The organism is Microcoleus sp. FACHB-672 (assembly GCF_014695725.1).
In the GTDB taxonomy this organism is placed as follows: domain Bacteria; phylum Cyanobacteriota; class Cyanobacteriia; order Cyanobacteriales; family Oscillatoriaceae; genus FACHB-68.
On the sequence record NZ_JACJOU010000033.1, the window covers coordinates 378,812 to 400,420 of the forward strand.

Sequence of the window (21,609 nt, forward strand, 5' to 3'; positions counted from 1 at the left end):
ATCGGGCAGTCCCAGCCGGAAGTTCTTCTTGCTGTAAAGGTGTAGGCACCTCAGTCGCAATCTAAAATCTCAATCTAAAATTTAAAATGATAGGAGCCGGCAATTTCCGAGTATAGAGCTGTCTGATGCCCAAACGTTTGACTATCGAGGCTCACTTAAGCCTTAAAGATTTAGAGACTCGCTATCGTAAAGCCAAAGACCCCGTCGCTCGCAGTCATTGGCAGATTGTGTGGCTCTTGGCTCAAGGCAAACCCACCCACGCCGTGGTCGAGGCAACCGGCTATTCTGCCACCTGGGTCAGGAAAATAGCCGGTCGCTATAACCAATGTGGAGCCGAAGGGCTAGGTGATCGCCGGCATGAAAATCCAGGGGGCGAACCCTTGCTGTCAGAACAGCAGCAGCAAGAACTCTGGGAAGCTCTACAAGGCCCAGCTCCCGACGGTGGGCCGTGGAATAGTCGCAAAGTGGCAGAATGGATGGCCACCCAGATCGGGCGTCAGGTATCCGATCAGCGAGGCTGGGATTACCTACAGCGGTTGGACATTAGCGGACAGCGCCCAAGCCGGCGAGAAACGGTTGATAAGTAATGGGGCATTGGGCATTGGGAATGATACATTTCTCCTACTCTCCCACTCAGGACTCAGGACTCATTTCACAAGCCGGTGAGCAGACACAGTAGCAGCGCTTCAGTCCATTCCACAACTGCGCCGTAGGTATCGCCGGTGTGACCTCCTAATTTGCGATTAAACCAAGCGCCGGTAAGCACGGCAATCGCACCGCCCCCCAAAGCCATGCCGACGGCAACTAGCCATTGATCACGATTTAGAAGAATTTGTAACCCACTCAAACCGAGGAGTAACACCAAACCCGGCAAAAGATCCAGCGGTGAATGCATGGAAGCTTTGTGAATCGCGCCTTTGCCAATGGTTTTGAGATAGGGATAGCGGGCAATCGCCACCAGTTGGCCCCACCGGCCCCAACCTGCAACCGCCATCAAGGCTAGCCAGCGATAGCCATCTAAGTCGTGCAGGCCGGCTGTTTTGAGCAACAGCAGGGCAACGGCAGCCATGGCCCCAAATGCCCCCGTAACGCTATCTGCCATGACTTGCAGCCGCCGCTGAGGGTCAGGCACGGCTAGCCCATCGGCAGTATCCATCGCACCATCAAGATGCAGTCCGCCGGTTAAAGCGATCCAAGTGACAACGACTAAGACTGATCGCGTTAGCACCGGCATTGCTAGCTGCTGCAAGCCGGCATCTAAAAGTCCCAAAAGTCCCCCAATCATGATGCCGATCGCTGGGGCCATCCGCGCGATTCCTCGAAATTCAAGCGTCCAAGCCGCTGGCACCGGCAAACAGGTATAGAATGCAATCGCAGCAGCTAGAGTCTCTCCTTGCCGGCGCATAAACTGGATGCTTTCTCTGGCTAACCTTTGATGCTCCGCCATATAAAAAAAATTCCTATTTTTCCTTGTGCAGGGGACTAGCTTGCCCCCCTGACCTGTGCCAGAATTGTACCCAGAACACCTATTCGCTGCCTGTTCCGGTGGGTGTGTTAATACAGAAATAAGGCTCCCACTGGATGCCGCCGGTTTCGCTGCAAGCAAGGATTTGACACCAGAGGCTTTTCCCCATGAATTCTGATCAATCAAACATCAGGGTGCCCGCCCCCTGTATCATAGACACTGGCATTGTTGTGAACAAGCTAGATATGCGCCGCTTGCTCGCCGATCTAGGGCGAGTTCACTACATCCACACCCAAGATGGTAAATGGCAAAGCGAGGGTGAAGGATTTGTGATTGAGGTGTTTGCCGATCCTCATCGCTCTACCCTTGTCGCTAACCATGCTCTTTATCTAAATGTTTATAGTTTTGACTATCTAGAGCTTAAGCGCTCTGGTGAGCGGGAAAGTTATTTTGAACTTGTTCAGGAGAACCGGCATCTGCAGCTTATCCCCCTCTCTAACCCCCTACAAGAGCAACACACCAGCCACTTAAATGCTGCTGCCTTGGAGGCTGTACTCACGGAGGTACTTTCCGCCAAGTTGGATGCTGAAATGGACGACGAAGGAACCTTCCCGTTTTAAAGTTAAGGGTGAAGTGCAAACGCACCAGCGTTCAACTGTTAAAGTGCTCAGTTTTTAGCTGACGGATCAATTCAAACCTCTCCAACTGCCTGTTGATTTTTTATTTTGCTTGACAAATTTAAATTTAAATGCTTAAAAGCCTGCAGCCATACCCATGCGCGAGCAGGAGTTTTTTTGACGCCTCACGGGCCGGTGGAGACACCTTGCTTTATGCCGGTGGGAACGTTGGCCACTGTGAAGACGGTGACGCCTGACCGGCTGGAAGCTGCAAATGCCCAGATGGTTTTGGCAAATACCTATCACCTGCACCTGCAACCGGGAGAAGAGATCGTTGCCGGTGCCGGCGGCTTGCACCGATTTATGGGGTGGGATGGGCCAATGTTGACGGATTCTGGAGGTTTCCAGGTCTTTAGTTTGAGCAAGCTACGCACCATCACAGAAGAAGGTGTGACCTTTCGCTCTCCGAGGGATGGCAAACTTATTCACATCACCCCAGAACGCTCGATTCAGATCCAGAATCGACTGGGGGCAGATGTGATTATGGCCTTTGATGAGTGCCCGCCCTACCCCGCTAGCCGAGAAGCAGTTGAGTTAGCGACAGAACGTACTTATCGCTGGTTAGAACGCTGTATAGAAGCGCATCGGCGTCCTGATCAAGCGCTGTTTGGCATTGTTCAGGGGGGGGTCTATCCGGATTTACGCGTTGCTGCCGCCGAAGCTCTGGCCAAGTTGGATCTACCGGGTTATGCCATTGGTGGGGTGAGTGTGGGGGAACCGGCAGAATTCATCGCCCAGATCGCTCAAGTCACAGCGCCGTTGCTGCCGGCAGACAAACCCCGCTATCTCATGGGAATTGGCACTTATCGGGAAATGGCCAAAGCCATCGCTGCCGGTGTTGATTTATTTGACTGCGTGATTCCCACCCGTTTTGCCCGTCATGGAGCAGTTCTGGTGCGAGGGGAGCGCTGGAACATTAGAAACGCCCGATTTCGAGAGGATTTTACACCTCTAGATGACACTTGCCCCTGCTATACGTGCCTGAACTTCAGCCGCGCTTATTTGTGCCATCTCATCCGCTCAAAGGAAATTCTCGGCTACACATTGCTATCCATTCACAACATCACAGAACTGATTCGCTTTAACCGGCAAATTCGCGACGCCATTCTCGCAGATCGCTTTACAACAGAATTTGCCTACTGGTTGAGCGATGAGCCGGCTCAAGTATGAGCAGCTCATGTTACGATCCATGTCAATTATTAAAACTGTGTTGGAGAGGTAGGTATCTGTATGGACGCAGCACTGCTGTTGGCAAAACTGCCTGAAGCTTACGCAATTTTTGACCCCCTGGTAGATGTTCTACCGATCATCCCAGTATTTTTCCTCCTGCTGGCTTTCGTTTGGCAAGCTGCCGTAGGTTTCAGATAAGAAGAGGGATTAGGGGGTTAGAGGCAAGGGGCTAGAGGTTAGGGAAGAGTGGAAGAGTGGATAAAAATGCCTCATCCCTCTACTCTCCCACTCAGCACGCCCCTAACCCCTTGCTTTTACTAAGCGCGGCCTCCCATTGCCTTTTGGAATGCCGGCCTAGAAGATATGCGCTGAATATAATCCACCACAGCCGGGTACTCGCTCAGGTCTAGTTTGAGCATCATGGGAATATAAGCCAACATAGACCCAACTGCTGCATCGGCGACACTGAACTCCTCACCAAGCAAAAAAGATTGCTGCTGGAAAATTTGATTCAGCGGCGTCATCAACTTCTTCGTTTCACGCTCGCGGCTGGCTTCAACAAAAATCCCTGGGCCTAAAGTAGCATTGGCAAAAATCACCCACTGGTCGATCTCGGCACGCTGTTCTAAGGAAGAAGGCATCTTGCCATACTTCTCGGCCAAGTAAATCAAAATTGCCCCAGACTCCCAAAGTTTTAAATCACCATCCACAATGGCCGGCACTTTACCCATCGGGTTGATGGCCAGGAAATCAGGGTTTAAATGCTTACCGGCTTGCATATCGAGCAGGACAAACTCGTAAGGAACTTGAATTTCCTCTAAATACCACTGCACGATTGAGGCGCGACTGCGAGCACCGCCATAGAGTTTTAACACGGATTTAATCCTTAGCCTTAAACACAACGATTATGATGTTAAGGCAATTCCAGCTAAACCAAAGCAGTGGGTGCTGCCGGTGTGTTACTTCAAAGTAGCCGGCACAAAAATTTCTTTGCATTGCAAGACCCTATTGCAACAGAACTAAAAAATATTGAGTGGAAAACAGCCCTTTAAAACCGGCTCATTTTGTTTATCGAGTTCTCTGTAGGATTTCAATATATTATTAATTTTTGTTAAAAATTATGTCTTTAAGTTAGTTTATTGACACTGATGCGAATAATTCCCTAGGGCTATAAATTATTAATTTTTGTTAAAAATAACGTTTTAAGCCCGCTTGCTCATATTGATGTGATCGCTTTGCTAGAGATTTCGTCAGTGTTGAACAATCAGTTGAATTATTAGCAGCGAAATCACGGATGCTGTGCTGGGTGAGTGCAGTGTAATCTGGAATTCAGACAGAGTCAGTTGTACCGACCACGCCCTGTCTCATTTGCGCCAACAGCGTTGAGGAACCAGTTGCCTAATTGTTTTCTTAATCTTGCTGACCATCCAGCTAAAGATTTAGCACCCGATGGTAATTTTCTTGTAACGAATCTAAACAATAGTGCCGAGAATGCCAGCTAGGACTTAACTGTGTGCAATCAATTCACAAGAAACGACATAGATTTGCAGACTCTTAATGAGCAGATGGGAGCGCCTGCACATTTAAGTTGCTCTTGTCAAGATGGGAGTTCGGGATCTTCAGAACACAGCCCGTTCATACAGGAAGTGTCACTTTCTGGAAGCGCAATGGCAACCAGAAACAGATGTGTGTGTCAGCATAGTATTCAGCGTTTGGTGACAGCGCCAGTTAGGGTAGAGTCTGTTATGCCACAGGCCCATTGCCCTAGTGAAACCTTTCCTATGCAGGCACACCGAGTGCAACTCATGCAGCAACCGGCCCGTCCCATCGATTTAGGGCAACAAATTGCTCACATTATCCGGACAATCTCTGATCCGGAAACGTTGCTAAACGCAATTGCGACTGCGTTGGGGCAAGCGTTTGAGGCAGATGGCTGCCTGGTTGCACTTCAAGACAACCATTTGCCCCAACAGATATATGGATATCCTAGCAGCACTCAAGCGGTGCTGAGTTCAGAGTCAGTTCAGCAGATTGCGCCGGCAGCCATGCAAGCGCTGCTGGAGGATTCTGACCTTCTGGCCATTTCTAATCTTGAGAGTGATGAGTCCAATCGTGCGAGGGCCGTTTTATGGCAAGCACTAGAAGTTCAGGCGATTTTAGGAATTCAAACACGGTTTCAAGGTCAGGTAAATGGAGGGATCGTTGTGATGCACTCGCAGCCTTACTGTTGGACAGACTCAAATAAAGAGTTGCTGCAAGAAATTTCAGAGCCGGTGGCCATCGCCATTTCTCAAGTTTTACAAGCCGGGGTAATCGGGTCTTTGCAGAAGCAGGTGGGGGCCTTCACCCAACACCGAAACCTGATTAACAAGTTAACTATGGCTATTCATAATGCCTTAGACCTGAATCAGATTCTCCAGATGGCGATTGATGGAGTCGCACAAACCTTCCAGGTCAATCAAGGTCTGATTTTGCTGTTGAAATATGCAGATCCCTTATTTGCGACTCGCTCAGTGCCGGCGCAGGGGAAACGCATTCCTAAAGCTAGGGCAACCATCGTTTGTGAGGCGTCTGAGGTGATCGCTGCCGGGGAACCAGAACCGCAGCAACCGGCGAGCACGCTGTTAAATCAGTCATTTTGGGTCTCCGAGTGTGCTTTGTGTGCTTTAGCCTTTACTGACTCCCCCAAGCCCCTGGCCATCGCTGACAAACGCCAGGTCTTGACTTTAGATTCAGACACAAGGATCTCCTCGATTTTTAATCCAGAGGGAATGCCGGCGCTGCTATTAGTTCCCTTGATAGGGGTGCCCAGCGGTTCGATCTCAGCCGGCACTATCTTAGGGTTTTTAGCCTTACAGCACTCTTCACCCCGCCCTTGGGCCACAGATGAATTAGAACTCGTAGAATTAGTGAGCGCTCAAGTGAGTACCGCCATTATCCAAACCCAGACAATGCAGCACGTCCAAGCCCTTGTTGAAGAGCGCACTGCTCAACTGCAAAGCAGCTTGGAAGTTCAAGGCAAATTGTATGAAAAAACGCGCCAGCAAATTGACCAGCTGCGCCGGTTAAATCAGCTCAAGGATGAATTTTTGGCAACAATGAGTCATGAGCTGCGGACGCCACTGACGAGTATGACATTAGCCATCCGAATGTTACGCCAACCAGGGCTGTCTGAAGACCGGCGGGACAGATATCTAGATATTTTGGAGCAGCAATGTAACCAAGAAACGAATCTGATCAACGACTTGCTGACCCTACAGAAGTTTGAATCCAATCAAGCTGACCTACAGCTGCAAAAGGTAGATTTGAAGCAATTAATCAGCGATATCGGCCAGCCTTTTGAAGAGAAATGGGCTGCCAAGAAATTAACGCTAGTGTTAGATTTACCCAAGCAAGCATTGAAAATCCAGACTGATAAAGATAGTTTGAACCGGATTCTTGAAGAACTTTTAACCAATGCCGGCAAGTATGCTGAACCGGGAAGCGCTGTTGTCTTGCGTGCCCATCAGCAAGTTAATCAAAGCAATCATGAATTTGTCCTGAGTGTGTCCAACACCGGCCAAGGAATTTCTCCCGAAGAGTTGCCGCATATTTTTGATAAGTTTCGGCGCGGCCAAGGAGTGACTCAACAGGCAATTGCCGGCACCGGCTTAGGGCTGGCTTTGGTCAAGTGTTTAGTGCAGCATTTAAATGCCACCATTAATGTGTCTAGCAATGCTTTAGACGCTGCCTCTGCTTGGGAAACTTGCTTTACCCTCACCCTTCCCCAGGTTTTTGACAGCACCAAAATCTAGATCCAGCTCAAACACGGTATTCAATCGTGCTTTATATGGATTGTTGGTAGGTTTGGCATTGCTCACTCTATTATTTATTGCCCGATGGGTGAGAAACTTTTCCTTGTAGTCCGGACAATGGGGGATTTCAAGTCGGCAACAGCATTCATAGATGCCTGAGGGCTTATATAATAGCAGTTTAGATGGGTAGCTTTTAAATGTTGCCTTAAACACTTCCTGCCGGCAAATTTCGCCCTGCAAAATCTAGGCAACTATTTTGCAAAAGATGATAAGGGATCTACAAATAAGTAATAATGCTTCAAAAGATCACACCACCCAAGCCACTACGCTGGCAACGGCCTCGATATTCTCCCATAGCCCGTCAAATCGATGTTTTTGGGGCTGCCAGCAAGTTTATCTTTTATCTGTGGTGGGATGCCAATTTTAATCACAAATCTTCAAGGCGGAAAAAGCAACGCGCTCAGTGGTTAGTCAAGACGCTGCTAAATTTAGGGCCGACTTTTATTAAAATTGGGCAGACGCTCTCTACCCGCGCCGATCTGCTCCCCATAGAGTATGTAGAAGCTTTATCCCAGCTGCAAGATCAGGTTCCGCCGTTTAGTGGGGAACAAGCAGCCGCGCTGGTTGAAGCAGAACTCGGCAATTCTATCTTTGCTTTGTATCGGGATTTTGACAAAATCCCCCTTGCGGCTGCCAGTCTGGGACAGGTACACAGGGCACGGCTGCACACAGGAGAAGAAGTCGTTGTCAAAGTGCAGCGCCCAGGCTTGCAGCAGTTATTTGATGTGGATGTGATAGCCATGCGTAAAGTCATGCGCCTTTCGCAGCGTTATTTTTCGTGGACAAAAAAGTACGACTTAGATGCAATTTATAAAGAATTTTTTACGATTTTATATCAAGAAATTGATTATTTACAAGAGGGAAAAAATGCGGATCGCTTTCGCCAAAATTTCAATGGTTATCGAGATATTATTGTGCCGAAAGTTTATTGGAAATACACGACCAATAAAGTGCTGACACTGGAATATTTACCAGGAATCAAGATAGATGATCGTCAAACATTGCAAGCGTGTAATATTAACGTTAAAAAACTTAATCAACTCGGAATTTGTTGTTATTTAAAACAGTTATTGCAGGATGGTTTTTTTCAGGCTGATCCCCATCCGGGAAATCTGGCGGTAAGCCAGGATGGAAGCTTGATTTTCTATGATTTCGGGATGATGGGGGAGGTACACGCTCTGGCAAAAGACCAGATGATTAAAAACTTTTTTGCTGTTTTGAGGAAAGATACCGATGAGGTTCTTGAGACATTAGTTAAAATGGGTTTAATTGAGCCGGTGCCAGATATGACGCCAGTGCGCCGGCTCATTACATTTCTTTTAGATAAATTCACTGAAAAACCTATAGATGTACAGGCATTTAATGAAATTAAAGGTGAATTGTATGTAATGTTTGAGCAGCAGCCATTTCGCTTGCCGGCGCAGATGACATTCATTTTAAAGGCATTAACAACGCTTGACGGTATTGCTAGGACGCTTGATCCTGAGTACAATTTAATGACAGCCGTTCAGCCTTTTGTGAAAAGTATTACTGCCTCTAAGGGACAAGGCAATACAATCGGAGAACTTGCCAGACAAGCACGAGATTTTATTAAATATAAGCTGAATCAGCCAAGTGGCGCTGAAATTTTAATCGCCCGGTTAGAAAAACGAATTGAAGACGGTGAGTTACAAGTGCGGGTGCGTTCTCTAGAGAGTGATCGCGCCCTCAAGCGCATTCATCTAGCGCTTAAAAGCTTAATTTATGCGTGTTTTACGGGATTTATCTTTATAGCCGGCGCGGTGATGCTGGTAGGGAATTTTAAGGTTTGGGCAGTCGCGGCTTTCAGCGTATCGGGAATTGTATTTATGGTGTTGTTGCACTCTTTAATTGTTTTAGGAATTAAAGAAAAACTCGATAAACTAGCTGAAAAATAAAGTATTTCTTTGTAAGGCAATAGTTGTCGGCTTTTACTGGATAAATCTAATAAATTTATTTAAATCATCTTAATTCTATTTAATGCTTTCATAATTATTAAAATTGCCAAATAATCCATTTAAAAATATCCGAGCTTGCAACAATCAATTTCGCTTTTTCTAAAAAAATGGTTTTGAAGAAGGCAAATATTTTTTCAATGATATAGAAATAATTAGTGAAAAATCACCACACGCGGATATCTTCCCTTATTTCTCCTAAAATCTCAATGTAGACCTGTCGGAGAAAAAACACTTTGAGTCTAACGCTTTATTTCCTCCGCCACGGGCAGACAGCCCGCAGTCGAGAAAATGTCTTTTGCGGTTCCATCGACCCAGAATTAACCCCAGAAGGGCTGGAAATGGCACAAGCTTTTGCGGCTGCCTACCGTTCCACACCCTGGAGTGCTATTTTTTCCAGTCCGATGCAGCGAACGAGGGCAACGGCGCAACCTCTGTGCGATGCAGTGGGCGTGGAAATGCAACTGCGGGAGGGGCTGAAGGAAATCAACTATGGCAAATGGGAAGCTCAAACAGTAGAAACAGTCAGCCGCGAGTATCACGATGACTACATCCGCTGGACAGCCGATCCCGCCTGGTATCCCCCGACTGAGGGAGAATTAGCGGTTGCGATCGCGACTCGCGCTTTGCACGTCATTGAAGAAATCAAGCAGCACTACAACACCGGCAACGTTTTGATTGTCGCCCACAAGGCAACCATCCGAATTATACTGTGCAGCCTGCTAGGAATTGATGTAGGACGCTTCCGCTTTCGCTTGGGATGTCCAGTCGGATCGGTTAGCATTGTTGAATTTGGCTCTAATGGCCCATTACTTCAGAACTTGGCAGATCGCACGCATCTCAGTGAGCGCTTGCGGACATTACCGGGGACATAAACTGACATTTTGCTTCGGAGTTTTGGCATCTTATCTCAGTGCAAGAGAGGTGCGAAATTTAACGAAAACACTCAGCCGATATTGTCAGGAAAACAACAGTCTTAAACTGGCAAGCTTCAGAGCTTGCCAGTAACCTTTTGTGTAGAACTATTCACCGTGGAGATTTGCTTGTGGATGCCAGACTAGAAAGAGCCGCAGAACTCAAGGAAGATTTAATTGAGTTTGTGTTTGAGGCAGAGGGAGATTTGGCAGTTGCCCTAGAGGCGTATGTTGCCACGCAGCCCCATCGAGGAGAACAATTTGACAGGGCTGAAAGAGATTTGGTGATTGATACCTTTCTCATCGAAGGAAAAGTTGGCGAGAAAACGCCGATGGATTTATTTCTAGAAAGCCGGCCCGAATTATCAGAGAGTGAGCGCAATTTAGTGAGAGGTTGGCAGCGCAGCTTCACCAGTTTATTTGCGGTTAGCCAAAATTTACCGGAAGGCTTTGAACTGATGAACTGGTTGACCGCAAAAAACTATACGGTCAAGCCTAATAATGAGCGAGCGCGAGAAGAAATGGCATCCTTTAAGCAGGGAGAAATTTTACTTACGCGAATTGCGCCGGTAACGGAGACTTACTGGATGTTTTCTGGCCCTTGTACACAAATGGGGAGTTTAGGCAAACCCAAACTGGCTGTGGCGATTGGGAATTTTAAGGACAAATACAGGAAACATTTGTACAGCGACGCGCCAGAATTGCTGGAGCAGGCGTGGCAGTCGGTGGAGCAATATCACGAAAATTTTCTTGAGTTTTTCGGCAGTGAGGAAGTGACGATGCCGGGATATCAGTTGAGCAAGAAGATTACTGAGTTTCAGGAAGTGATGACAAAAAAAAGGCTGACGGCAGCCGGCATTGATGAATCTAAATCGCTTTCTGAACTTGCTCAAGAAGCAGGAGTTGACGAAGAAGAAATTAAAGCTGCCGCAGCTTCTGCCGGCGCTGATTCAAAATCGATTGATCAAATGTTTGATCCGCAACAAGCCGGCAAAATGGTGACACCGAAGATTGAGCTGCCGGCAGAGTTGAAGAAAGCCGAACAGGTGACGGTACTTGCTCATCCACGTTGGGGTCAGATGTTTCTGCCAACCTACAGTCGGTTTAAAACTTTACTGGAAGCTGAAGACTGGCAGACAGTGGAAGGCGCAGAAAAGCTGGTTCGCAAATATCTGGAAGATCCGGCGATTAATGTTTTTATCTGGCGGCGGCTGGCTCAGCAGTATCCAACTGGGATGGAAAAGCTCTTGCAAGGCGTTTTAGGGCGTCCTGACTTCACTCTTAAGCAGGATTTAGACGCCCTGATGAAGGAATTTAATAAGCCTTTAGAGCCAGAACTTCCAGAAATTGCCAGTGTGCCGGTGCATCTGCACGATCTGTTTCAAGAAGCGATTACAGAGGTCAGTAAATCTCAATCCAAATCCAAAGGAAACAAGAAGACTGCAAAAGGTTTTCAGCGGTCTTAAACAGCCCTGGAGTAGGCGAAAAAGCTTAGATGGGATTGCCGGCACAACAGCCCTGTGACTCGTGTTGTCGGCAGCCAAGCGCAAGGGTTCTGGTCTATATCCTGAGAGACTTCTGCGGTTAGATTAGACCGCCGTAGACAAAAATCGGACGAGGGGCGGGGAAGTGAAGAAAATGTAGGGGCGTTTAATGTTTAATGTTTAATTCGCTTTCGACTTGCCCCTCATCCCACCCTAATCTAAAGGATGAAAAATTACTTGCATAGAAGTAATTCAGCATTTTTACAGATAACTTAATTAAACGTTATAACTTGAGACAGATTTTGTATAGGAGAATCTCGCTTTTCTCAAATTCAATGCTTAAATAATAAGAAGAGGGCAGCCGGAGAAAGGGATTTGCGCCGGCATTAGAAAATGGGCGCAAAGATAACGCAGTGGTTGTGTGGCATTTATCTAGGCTTTAAATCAGCCTCATAAGAAATCTTTCCCCACTCCAGCGCCCGTCCAATAACGGATCGGTATGCAAAGGGAGCACTAATATGAAACGACTTTTAACTATCCTTCTGTCTTTGAGTGGTGTTGTTTTTATCAGCACGAATGCACTTGCTAAGGAAGAAAAGCTTTACATCGCCCTTCAAGACAATCCCAACCCAAGCAACACCCAAGGCGTCAGTCAGGCAGAACTGCTGAAACCAATTGAGCCGGCAGTTGATCCTGCACCTCTGCAAATTGCTATTGAGGAAGCAAATCAACAGCTACAGTCGCCAGAAAGCCGGCTAGGCAACTTAAACATTAATAACGAACCGAGCCTTGTTGAGCCGCTGTGTCTCGAGCCTTGCGCTCCAATACAGTCTAGTCCTGCTGATCGTCCGGACGGAGTGGGGGTGCAATGGCCGGTGAAGTAGCCGATCTAGAGTGTCCAGTGGGGCGGTTGCAAGAGTACCGAGTGCTCTAAAAAGCTTTCAGAACTTTTGGGGCTATCCATTAGACCCAATGGGATTGCTTCAATGTACGTTACTCTAGGGAAAGATACTAACTTTCTCATTTGCTGTGCTGCCTTATCGACGTTCTGCTGCATTTGTTGGCTTAGCTGCTTGCTTGCTGATCTCTGTGACGTCTTGTGCCAATAGCCCCACCGGCAAGGCGCTAGAGCAATCTTTAGCGGCAGATCCCCGACTCCAAGAAAATCCTGCTACCTTTACCCCCCCACCAGCTCAAAGTAGCCGGCCAGATGAGGCTGCTGCTGAGCTGCCGGCTGATTTTCCGAGTGAAATTCCCTTATATCCAGACGCGAAACTACAGGAAGCCAAGCCGCTGCTTGATGCCGCCGGCAACCCAGATGAACAAGGGCAGGTGACGCGCTGGACGACTTCCGACTCAAGTACCTTAGTCCAGAACTTTTACCGCAAGCAGTTTCAAGAAAACAAATGGCAGTTGGTCAGCCAACCGGCAGACGACCGCAAAGGCTCATTTGAAACCTCCCTGGATAATTTACAGGTAAAAGTGTTTGTGGAGCCGGCAGGGCAAAAATTAACCGATGGCGCGAATTTGGTGATTAAATACCGGCGTGATGCAGGTGATACAGCCCAGGTAAAACCGGACAAATCACCCAATGCTATGGTCGGCGGATCTCCTAGTTCAACAACCACTTCTGTCGGCGGATCTCCCAGTTCAACAACCACTTCACCCAGCCCAACGCCAACCAAACCGACTAAGTCCGGAAGCTTTACAGACTTGAATAAAGCGCCGGCAGAATTGCGCCAGTCTGTTGAAGATTTGGCAGCGCTAGGGGTACTGACGCCTGAAAATGCCGCAGTTAAAACAAAAGAATCGGCTGCCGGTGACAAGTTTGAGCCAAATAAAATCATCACTCGCCGGGAATACGCCCGTTGGCTGGTTGCGGCAAACAATCAAATTCATAGCAACCAAGCGGCGAGAAAAATTCGTTTGGGATTAGAAACTGCTGAACCGGCTTTCTCAGATGTCTCCCGCAAAGATCCCGATTTTGCCGTCATTCAAGGACTCGCCGAAGCCGGCATTATTCCTAGCTCACTTTCTGGAGACGGGACAGATGTCTCGTTTCGCCCCGATGCCCCACTGACGCGGGAGCAACTGTTGCTTTGGAAAGTACCATTAGATACGCGTCGGTCTTTACCAACCGCCTCGACTGAAGCAGTGCAGCAAACTTGGGGTTTCCAAGATGCGGCAAAAATCGATCCTAAAGCCTTGCGTGCGGTACAGGCAGATTTCCAAAATGGAGAACTGTCAAATATTCGTCGGTCTTTTGGTTATACAACGCTGTTGCAACCCAGCAAGCCGGTGACTCGTGCAGAAGCCGGTGCAGCGCTTTGGTATTTTGGCTTTCAGGGTGAAGGACTCTCTGCAAAAGATCTGCTGCAAGCCAAGCGTCAGAGCAACTAAACGAGCTATAGCCGCCAAAAGCAGGATATACTTTTGGCCCAGGTTGCGGATTTTAAGGCAAACTACATCTGGGGTTATGTAAATCTAAAGGTTAGTGGGACACATACTTATTGTGTTCCCCTTATCCTTATAATAATGTGGGTCAATCAGCCTTTAAGGCACTACCTCAAACCGCCTAGTTCGTCTACATAAATTTTTAGATGCTCAAAAACTGCATCAGAGAATTTCTACTAACGAAAGCTGTTCAACGACTCCACTGAGCTAGTGAACCGAAAAGCCTAAATAGATGACTCGTACCATAAGTAGCTAAATTCGGGCTAGAGAGAAGGGTCCGTTATATGAACTTGAGCGGCCAAAGTAAAATCTCAGAGATTATTAAAACTGATCAAAGCCAACTGTTGGCAGATTGGCTCTCTGAGCAAGTATCTGTAGGTATCCGTAAAGACCTAATTAGGGAGACAGAACTGCGGGAAGAGTGCCGGGAATTTCTTGAGCTGTTAGCAGTTGCAGCTCACGAGGGGAACTTAACCGACATTCAAGCACCGGAGTGGCGTAGCGTGCGCGAGATGCTTGGGTCAATTTCGCGCTCACGCAGCCAGAAAGGCTTCACGCCATCAGAAACCGCAGTCTTTGTTTTTTCTTTGAAGCAACCTTTGTTCACCCGGTTGCGCTCACAACTTGCACAGGATAGCGAAAGCCTTCTCGAAGAAATTTGGTTGGTTAGTACGCTCCTGGACAAGCTTGGCCTCTGGACAACAGAGAGCTATCAAAAAGCCCGAGAAGAAGTGATCCTGCGCCAGCAAGAGGAACTGATGGAACTGTCAACGCCGGTTGTAAAGCTGTGGGACGGCATTTTAGCTCTACCCATCATTGGCACCCTCGATAGCGCCCGCACCCAAGTGATGATGGAGTCACTGTTGCAGAAGATTGTAGAGACGGGATCGGAAGTCGCCATCATCGATATTACGGGAGTGCCAACCGTTGATACTCTGACGGCTCAGCACTTACTCAAGACAGTGACTGCGGCTCGTCTGATGGGCGCTGATTGCATCCTGAGCGGAATTCGTCCTCAGATTGCTCAAACGATTGTCTACTTGGGCGTAGATCTCGCTGATGTGATTACCAAGGCGTCCCTAGCCGATGCCTTTCTTCTAGCCCTCAAGCGAACTGGAGCCACGATCTCTCGCCCGCAAACACGCAATTAAGGAGTTTTATGGAACGTATCCCTATACTCCAGATGGGCGACTTCCTTCTGGTGACGATTCAAGTCGATATGCATGATCGCCTAGCGATGGCTTTGCAAGACGACCTGACCAACCGCATTAACCGAACAAGCGCCCGGGGTGTGCTGATAGATATTTCAGCACTGGAGATCGTTGATTCTTTTATTGGACGGATACTGGGAAACATTGCCAAAATGTCGCGTGTACTTGATGCTGAAACGGTCGTTGTTGGAATGCAGCCGGCAGTCGCCATCACTTTGGTAGAGTTGGGACTCTCCTTAACCGGCATTCGCACAGCCTTAAACGTTGAAAAGGGAATGACGCTCCTGCGTAAATCGTTGGAGGCTTCTCCTGGGGGGAGCATAGATGGTCGTGCAGAGGTCTGAAACGATGAGCATCCAGTCCTCCGCAGACGTAGTGCTAGTACGGCAAGCCGTGCGTCAGTTTGCTGTAGAACTAGGTTTTAGCTTGATAGATCAGACGAAGATGGTGACGGCGGCAAGTGAGCTGGCACGCAACACGTTAGACTATGGCGGGGGCGGGACTGTAAAACTTGAAGCCCTACAGGAGGGAATCCGTCGGGTTCTGCGACTGACTTTTGAAGACAGTGGGCCAGGAATTCCGGATATTGAGCTGGCACTAAAAGATGGCTTCACAACCGGCGGCGGACTGGGTATGGGCTTAAGTGGGTCAAAGCGACTGGTAAACGAATTCAATATCGTTTCCCGTGTCGGAGAAGGCACAAAAATCACGATTACAAAGTGGAAGTAAGTTAATTATGAACGCTCCCGTTGCCTTGCCCATCTTAGAGTCTAGTCAGGTTGGTGAAGCGCGACGGATAGCGATGGCAATTGCCACGCGTCTCGGCTTCCATGAAACTCAGCGGGCGCAGGTTGGTATTGTCGTAACTGAGGTCGCAAATAACCTAGTTCGGCACGCGAAAGACGGTTTGCTGCTGCTACAGGCTGTAACTAAAAACGACATAGCGGGGATGGAAATCCTAGCCTTAGACAAAGGGCCGGGAATCAACAATATCCAGGATTGTCTGCGCGACGGGTTTTCTACAGGAGGGACTCCTGGAAATGGTTTGGGGGCGGTTAGCCGGCTTTCTGCTTTTTTTGATATTCAGTCTGCTCCCAAGGTGGGGACAGCTTTATTAAGCCACCTCTGGGCTAGCCCCATGCCGGTAAAGCAATCGAACAACAATCTAGAGATTGGTGTCGTCTGCCTACCGATGGCCGGGGAGGAGGTGCCGGGTGATGGGTGGGTAACCGACCAACAGGCCGGTCGTAGTTTGCTATTAGTCGTAGATGGTCTGGGTCATGGCCCTCTAGCCGCCCAGGCATCCTTAGAAGCCGTTCAAATATTTCGAGACAATGTCCGCAAAAGTCCCAAAGAGATTATTGAAGCGGCTCACGCGGCTTTGCGGAGCACTCGTGGAGCTGCTTTAGCGATCGCCGAAGTGGATTTTGAACGACAAGTTGTTCGTTTTGCCGGCGTTGGAAATATCTCTGGCTGCGTTTTTTCTCCCGAAGGAAGCTACAGCATGGTTTCTCACAACGGTACTGTGGGGCATGAGGTGCGTAAGATTCAGGAATTTGTCTATCAGTGGCCTAAAGGAGGGCTTCTGGTGATGCATTCCGATGGGCTGAGTACGCAGTGGCGTTTGGATCGCTATCCTGGTCTTATAACCAGACATCCCAGCCTGATCGCTGGCGTCTTGTACCGAGATTTCTCCCGAGGTCGCGATGACGTAACTGTGCTGGTTGTTCGCGAAGAAAGCTGAAGGGCAAAGAAGTACAGCAGTAAGGGCTAAGGAACAATTAGCCATTAGCAATCCTTCTATTAGCAATTGACCTATGACCAATCTCCTCACTGTAGAAGTACGCTACGAGCAAGATGTTTTTACGATCCGTCAGCGGGCACGGCAGATTGCTCAAGCTTTGGGGTTTGAGTCTCAGGATCAGACGCGCATTGCCACTGCTGTATCTGAAATTGCCCGCAATGCCTTCCAATATGCCGGCGGGGGAAAAGTTGAATTTCGGGTGGAAGGCGAATTGCCTCAGAGTTTGCTGATCTGCATTCGTGACCAAGGGCCGGGCATCGCCAATCTGAAGACTATTCTGGATGGGCAGTATAAATCAGAAACCGGCGTGGGCTTAGGCATCATTGGCACCAAGCGGCTGATGGATCGCTTTCAGATCACTTCCAAGCTAGGGCAAGGAACAGAAGTGTTGATAGGAAAAACCTTGTCGAAGCCGGCACCCATCTTGACGGCAACACGCTTGGGGCAGATTCTTGATGAGTTAGTCATGAAATCGCCTCAAAGTCCATTTGAGGAAATTCAGCAGCAGAACCAAGAACTGCTTCGCACGCTAGCGGAACTCGAAAAGCGTCAAGCCGAGTTGGCCCAGGTCAATCGCGAGCTAGAAGATACCAATCGCGGTGTTGTGGCATTATATGCCGAGTTAGACGAAAAAGCAGTTTCCCTGCAGCGAGCCAATGAACTCAAAACTCGCTTCCTCTCGAATATGAGCCATGAGTTTCGCACGCCGCTCAACTCGATTATGTCCCTCTCCAGAATGCTGCTAGATCGGATGGATGGTGAATTGACCCCCGATCAAGAAAAGCAAGTAACATTTATCCGTCAATCAGCTGAAGGTCTCTCGGAGTTAGTGAACGACCTTTTAGATTTGGCAAAGGTCGAGGCGGGAAAAATTGTGGTTCATCCAAATGAGTTTGAAGTTAGCGATCTATTCGCTGCTCTCAGAGGAATGCTGCGCCCACTTTTGAGTGATAATTCCTCAATTTCTCTGGTTTTTGAAGAACCCATTGGCTTTCCCACGCTCCGCACCGATGAGGGCAAGGTTGCCCAAATTCTAAGAAATTTTATTTCTAATGCCTTGAAATATACCGAAAGAGGTGAAGTTCGCATCAGAGCTGAACTGGATAGCAACACGGTTGTCTTCTCTGTGTCTGATACAGGTATCGGGATTGCACCTGAAGATACTGATCGCATCTTCGAGGAATTTATTCAGGTAAATTCTCACCTTCAAAAACAGGTTAAAGGAACAGGTTTAGGACTGCCGCTTTCGCGCAAGTTAGCCGAATTGCTGGGAGGCAGTGTCTCGATCAAAAGTTTACAAGGAATGGGTTCCACGTTTTTTGCCACCATACCAGTTGTTTACAGAAGTGATATAGATGAGGCAGATGAAACCGATGCTCCTTTACAGTTAGATACGACTCGCTATCCGCTATTAGTTATAGAAGATAACCCAGAGACGATCTTCATCTACGAGAAATATTTTGCGGAGTCGATTTATCAGATGATTCCAGCGAGATCGCTCAAGCAAGTAAAACAAGCTTTTCAAAAGTTTAAGCCACGAGCTGTGCTATTAGACGTCTTGCTGGAAGATCAAAATACTTGGGATCTCCTTTCTGAGATGAAAGAAAACGCTTCGACACGAGAGATCCCGATTGTCGTCATCACTGTTATTGACAACGAGAAAAAAGCTCGCGCCTTAGGTGCTGATGCCTTCTTTGTTAAACCAGTGGAACGATTATCGCTTCTCGAAAAACTCAATACTTTAATTAAGCGAGAGCATTTGCAAAAAGTTTTGATTGTTGATGATGACCCAGTATGCCGCTATCTACTCAAGCAATATTTAGCCGATTGTACGGGGACTGCTACTGAGAAAAATTGCTTTAATTTTAAGATAATTGAGGCAAATTCAGGAGACGAAGGCATCCGTTATGCCGGCCAAGAAAATCCTTCTTGCATTTTTCTCGACTTAGTAATGCCAGGTATGAGCGGGTTTGAGGTTTTGGAACAGCTAAAAGCCGATCCAGCAACTCAAAATATTCCGGTCATTATTCATACTTCAAAGGTTCTTGAACCAGAGGAGCGCTCGATACTTGTTGAAAACACAGTAGCAATTCTCTCAAAAGAAAACCCATCACGTGAAGTCGCGACCTCTCATGTGCGAGAAGCTCTTCTTTTAGCTGGACTGGTGCTGCAAACTGGAGTGCAAGATTATGTCTGATAGTAACTTTGTCACGATCTTGCACGTAGACGACAACGAGACCAACCGCTATGTCGTTAATCGGATGCTTCGGAAAGCGGGGTTTGAGGTTCAAGAGGCTGCCACCGGCGAAATAGCTCTGGAATCGGTCGCGCACCAGCCGCCCGACTTAATTATCCTTGACGTGCAGCTGCCAGGGATTAATGGATTTGAGGTTTGCCACCGGCTCAAGGCAAATCCTGCCACTTCATCGATTCCCGTACTGCATCTGTCTGCTAGTTTTGTCGAGAGTAAAGACAAGGCACTAGGGTTAGACACAGGTGCAGATGGCTATCTAGCCCAGCCGGTGGAGCCAATCGAGTTACTCGCAACGATAAAAGCTCTGCTCCGTATCCGAGAGGCTGAAGAGTCGGCACTCGCTTTGGCGAAGGAGTGGCAAACGACCTTCAATGCCATGAGCGATGGTGTGTGTTTACTTGATCGCTTGGGCAGAATTTTGCGCTGTAACAGCGCCATGACAAATCTTCTAAAAAAACCGTTCGGCAAGATCGAGGGTTGCTTTTATCAAGAGCTAATGCAAGAGATCCTGGGCTGCGTTGAGGTTGCTCCCTTAACGCGTGTTCAGGAGACCCGTAGCCGGGAGAACGAGGAGTTAAAGTGTGGGGAACGATGGTTTTCTGTAACGACAGATCCCGTGTTCAATGAGGGTGGAATTTTCACAGGTGCAGTTTATATCGTAGCCGACATTACAGAGCGTAAATGGGCATCAGAAGCGCTGCGGGCCAGTGAAGAGCGGTTCCGCCTATTGTTAGAGAATGTGAAAGACTACGCTATTTTCTTCCTCGACACAAAGGGGCTTGTTATTCGTTGGAGTCTTGGGGCAGAGCGCATTTTAGGGTATCAGGAAGCCGAAATGTTGGGTCAATCTGCCTCAATTATCTATACACCTGAAGACCTAGAGTGCAAGGCCGATAAGCAAGAATTGGAAATAGCAGTAATAGAAGGTCGATCTGAGAATGAACGCTGGCACTTGCGTAAGGACGGCACCCGTTTCTGGGCAAGTGGTATCGTAACGCCCTTACAAGATGAGATTGGGCAACTACGAGGCTTTTCTAAAATCATGCGCGACTTCACTGAGCGTAAGCAAGCTGAAGATGAGCGCAACCAACTACTGGTTTCGGAACAGGAGGCACGGGCTGCAGCGGAGTCAGCAAACCGGATGAAGGATGAGTTTTTGGCGACACTGTCTCATGAACTGCGATCACCTCTCAACGCAATGCTGGGGTGGCTTCGATTACTGAATACCCGCAAATTTGACGAGGCGACGACTGCGCGGGCGATGGAGACGATTGAACGCAGCGCTAGATCACAAGCTCAGCTTGTGGAGGATTTGCTGGATGTTTCCCGCATTATTCAGGGTAAGTTGTCCCTTAATGTCCGCTCAGTTGAGCTTGCTTTAGTTGTTGAGGCAGCTCTTGATACCGTCCGCCCAGCGGCTGATGCTAAGGGCATTCGACTCCAAAGCATACTCGATCCGGCGGCAGGGCCGGTTGCCGGTGACTCAAACCGCTTGCAGCAGATCATTTGGAATTTGTTATCCAATGCGATTAAGTTCACACCTAAAGGAGGAAGCGTCCAGGTTCGCCTCGAACGAATTAACTCCCATGTTGAAATAACTGTCATTGATACCGGCGTTGGCATCAGTCCCGACTTTGTGCCCTATGTTTTCGACCGCTTTCGGCAAGCGGATAGCTCGATTACCCGAACATACAGCGGGCTTGGTCTGGGTCTAGCGATTGTCCGCCACTTGGTAGAATTGCACGGCGGAACCGTTCGTGCAGACAGTCAAGGGGAGGGACAGGGAGCAGCATTTATCGTAACGCTTCCGCTTATGCCGGTCCTCATCGAGACGAGGGAAGTAGAAGGGATTCCCTCAAGGGCTGGAAAGAAAGTTCCATTTGATAATTTACCTTCGCTAGAAGGTTTACAACTACTCGTCGTGGACGATGAAGCTGATTCACGTGTGTTTCTCACTACGGTTTTGGAACAGTGTGGAGCTTCTGTGCGTGCCGTTGCATCGTCTGATTCAGCAATTGAGGCCATCAAATTTCTTAAACCAGATGTTCTATTAAGCGATATTGGGATGCCAGAAGAGGATGGCTACACTTTTATCCGTAAAGTACGGGCACTCTCTCCAGACCAAGGGGGCAAGATTCCTGCTGTTGCCCTAACCGCATACGCTAGGGCTGAGGATAGGATGCGAGCAATTGCTGCCGGATTTCAAATGCACATCCCTAAACCTGTGGAGCCGGCAGAATTAGCGACTGTCGTGGCGAGTCTTGCTGGACGAACCGGCATTCCTAAGCCTTAAATGGCGAGAAAATTATCTAAGTTGATGAGAGCGAAGAAATTTCTCAATCTCTATTA

Annotated in this window: 18 protein-coding genes; 16 read left to right on the forward strand and 2 right to left on the reverse strand. The window is 48.2% G+C overall.

Features of this window, described 5'->3' with window-relative positions; translation table 11 throughout:
* Positions 1-125: 125 nt before the first annotated feature.
* A complete protein-coding gene (locus H6F56_RS24700) occupies positions 126-587 on the forward strand; it encodes a helix-turn-helix domain-containing protein (RefSeq protein ID WP_190674396.1) in 462 nt (153 codons plus the stop codon).
* Between the two features lie 65 nt (positions 588-652).
* Here H6F56_RS24700 and cobS read toward each other — a convergent pair whose 3' ends face one another.
* Entirely contained in the window at positions 653-1,447 is a 795-nt protein-coding gene (cobS, locus tag H6F56_RS24705; protein ID WP_190674399.1) for an adenosylcobinamide-GDP ribazoletransferase, read from the reverse strand.
* 185 nt (positions 1,448-1,632) lie between these two features.
* On the opposite strand from cobS, the gene H6F56_RS24710 reads away from it, so the two are divergent.
* The 3 genes from H6F56_RS24710 (at position 1,633) to H6F56_RS24720 (ending at position 3,510) form a co-directional block, all read left to right on the forward strand.
* A complete protein-coding gene (locus H6F56_RS24710; RefSeq protein ID WP_190674402.1) occupies positions 1,633-2,085 on the forward strand; it encodes a hypothetical protein in 453 nt (150 codons plus the stop codon).
* Between the two features lie 105 nt (positions 2,086-2,190).
* Positions 2,191-3,312, forward strand: a complete 1,122-nt coding sequence (gene tgt / locus H6F56_RS24715; protein ID WP_190674405.1) for a tRNA guanosine(34) transglycosylase Tgt — start codon at positions 2,191-2,193, stop codon at positions 3,310-3,312.
* A gap of 60 nt (positions 3,313-3,372) precedes the next feature.
* Complete coding sequence (locus tag H6F56_RS24720) at positions 3,373-3,510, forward strand: photosystem II reaction center protein K (protein ID WP_190674408.1); 138 nt, start codon at positions 3,373-3,375, stop codon at positions 3,508-3,510.
* A gap of 119 nt (positions 3,511-3,629) precedes the next feature.
* Here H6F56_RS24720 and H6F56_RS24725 read toward each other — a convergent pair whose 3' ends face one another.
* Positions 3,630-4,187: a glutathione S-transferase family protein gene (locus tag H6F56_RS24725; protein WP_190674411.1), complete on the reverse strand. Its 558-nt coding sequence runs from the start codon at positions 4,185-4,187 to the stop codon at positions 3,630-3,632.
* A gap of 870 nt (positions 4,188-5,057) precedes the next feature.
* On the opposite strand from H6F56_RS24725, the gene H6F56_RS24730 reads away from it, so the two are divergent.
* The 12 genes from H6F56_RS24730 to H6F56_RS24785 all read left to right on the forward strand — a co-directional run bounded on the left by H6F56_RS24730 (position 5,058) and on the right by H6F56_RS24785 (position 21,553).
* The gene (locus tag H6F56_RS24730; protein ID WP_206753426.1) at positions 5,058-7,106 is read left to right on the forward strand and encodes an ATP-binding protein; all 2,049 of its coding nucleotides are present in this window, start codon (positions 5,058-5,060) and stop codon (positions 7,104-7,106) included.
* 293 nt (positions 7,107-7,399) lie between these two features.
* Positions 7,400-9,082: an ABC1 kinase family protein gene (locus H6F56_RS24735; RefSeq protein ID WP_190674417.1), complete on the forward strand. Its 1,683-nt coding sequence runs from the start codon at positions 7,400-7,402 to the stop codon at positions 9,080-9,082.
* Between the two features lie 293 nt (positions 9,083-9,375).
* The gene (locus H6F56_RS24740) at positions 9,376-10,014 is read left to right on the forward strand and encodes a histidine phosphatase family protein (protein ID WP_190674420.1); all 639 of its coding nucleotides are present in this window, start codon (positions 9,376-9,378) and stop codon (positions 10,012-10,014) included.
* Between the two features lie 170 nt (positions 10,015-10,184).
* Positions 10,185-11,519: a hypothetical protein gene (locus tag H6F56_RS24745; RefSeq protein WP_190674422.1), complete on the forward strand. Its 1,335-nt coding sequence runs from the start codon at positions 10,185-10,187 to the stop codon at positions 11,517-11,519.
* A gap of 536 nt (positions 11,520-12,055) precedes the next feature.
* On the forward strand, positions 12,056-12,421 hold the full coding sequence (locus tag H6F56_RS24750) for a hypothetical protein (protein WP_190674425.1): 366 nt from the start codon (positions 12,056-12,058) through the stop codon (positions 12,419-12,421).
* A gap of 145 nt (positions 12,422-12,566) precedes the next feature.
* Complete coding sequence (locus H6F56_RS24755) at positions 12,567-13,937, forward strand: S-layer homology domain-containing protein (RefSeq protein ID WP_190674428.1); 1,371 nt, start codon at positions 12,567-12,569, stop codon at positions 13,935-13,937.
* Positions 13,938-14,275: 338 nt separating this feature from the next.
* Entirely contained in the window at positions 14,276-15,142 is an 867-nt protein-coding gene (locus H6F56_RS24760) for an STAS domain-containing protein (protein WP_190674431.1), read from the forward strand.
* Positions 15,143-15,150: 8 nt separating this feature from the next.
* Complete coding sequence (locus tag H6F56_RS24765) at positions 15,151-15,546, forward strand: STAS domain-containing protein (RefSeq protein WP_190674434.1); 396 nt, start codon at positions 15,151-15,153, stop codon at positions 15,544-15,546.
* A 4-nt stretch (positions 15,547-15,550) separates the two neighbouring features.
* The gene (locus H6F56_RS24770) at positions 15,551-15,931 is read left to right on the forward strand and encodes an anti-sigma regulatory factor (RefSeq protein ID WP_190674437.1); all 381 of its coding nucleotides are present in this window, start codon (positions 15,551-15,553) and stop codon (positions 15,929-15,931) included.
* Positions 15,932-15,938: 7 nt separating this feature from the next.
* Complete coding sequence (locus H6F56_RS24775) at positions 15,939-16,946, forward strand: ATP-binding SpoIIE family protein phosphatase (protein ID WP_190674441.1); 1,008 nt, start codon at positions 15,939-15,941, stop codon at positions 16,944-16,946.
* Between the two features lie 73 nt (positions 16,947-17,019).
* The gene (locus H6F56_RS24780) at positions 17,020-19,203 is read left to right on the forward strand and encodes an ATP-binding protein (RefSeq protein WP_190674445.1); all 2,184 of its coding nucleotides are present in this window, start codon (positions 17,020-17,022) and stop codon (positions 19,201-19,203) included.
* The gene (locus tag H6F56_RS24785; protein ID WP_190674449.1) at positions 19,196-21,553 is read left to right on the forward strand and encodes a response regulator; all 2,358 of its coding nucleotides are present in this window, start codon (positions 19,196-19,198) and stop codon (positions 21,551-21,553) included. The genes H6F56_RS24780 and H6F56_RS24785 overlap by 8 nt, the downstream gene beginning before the upstream one ends.
* The last annotated feature ends 56 nt before the right edge of the window (positions 21,554-21,609 follow it).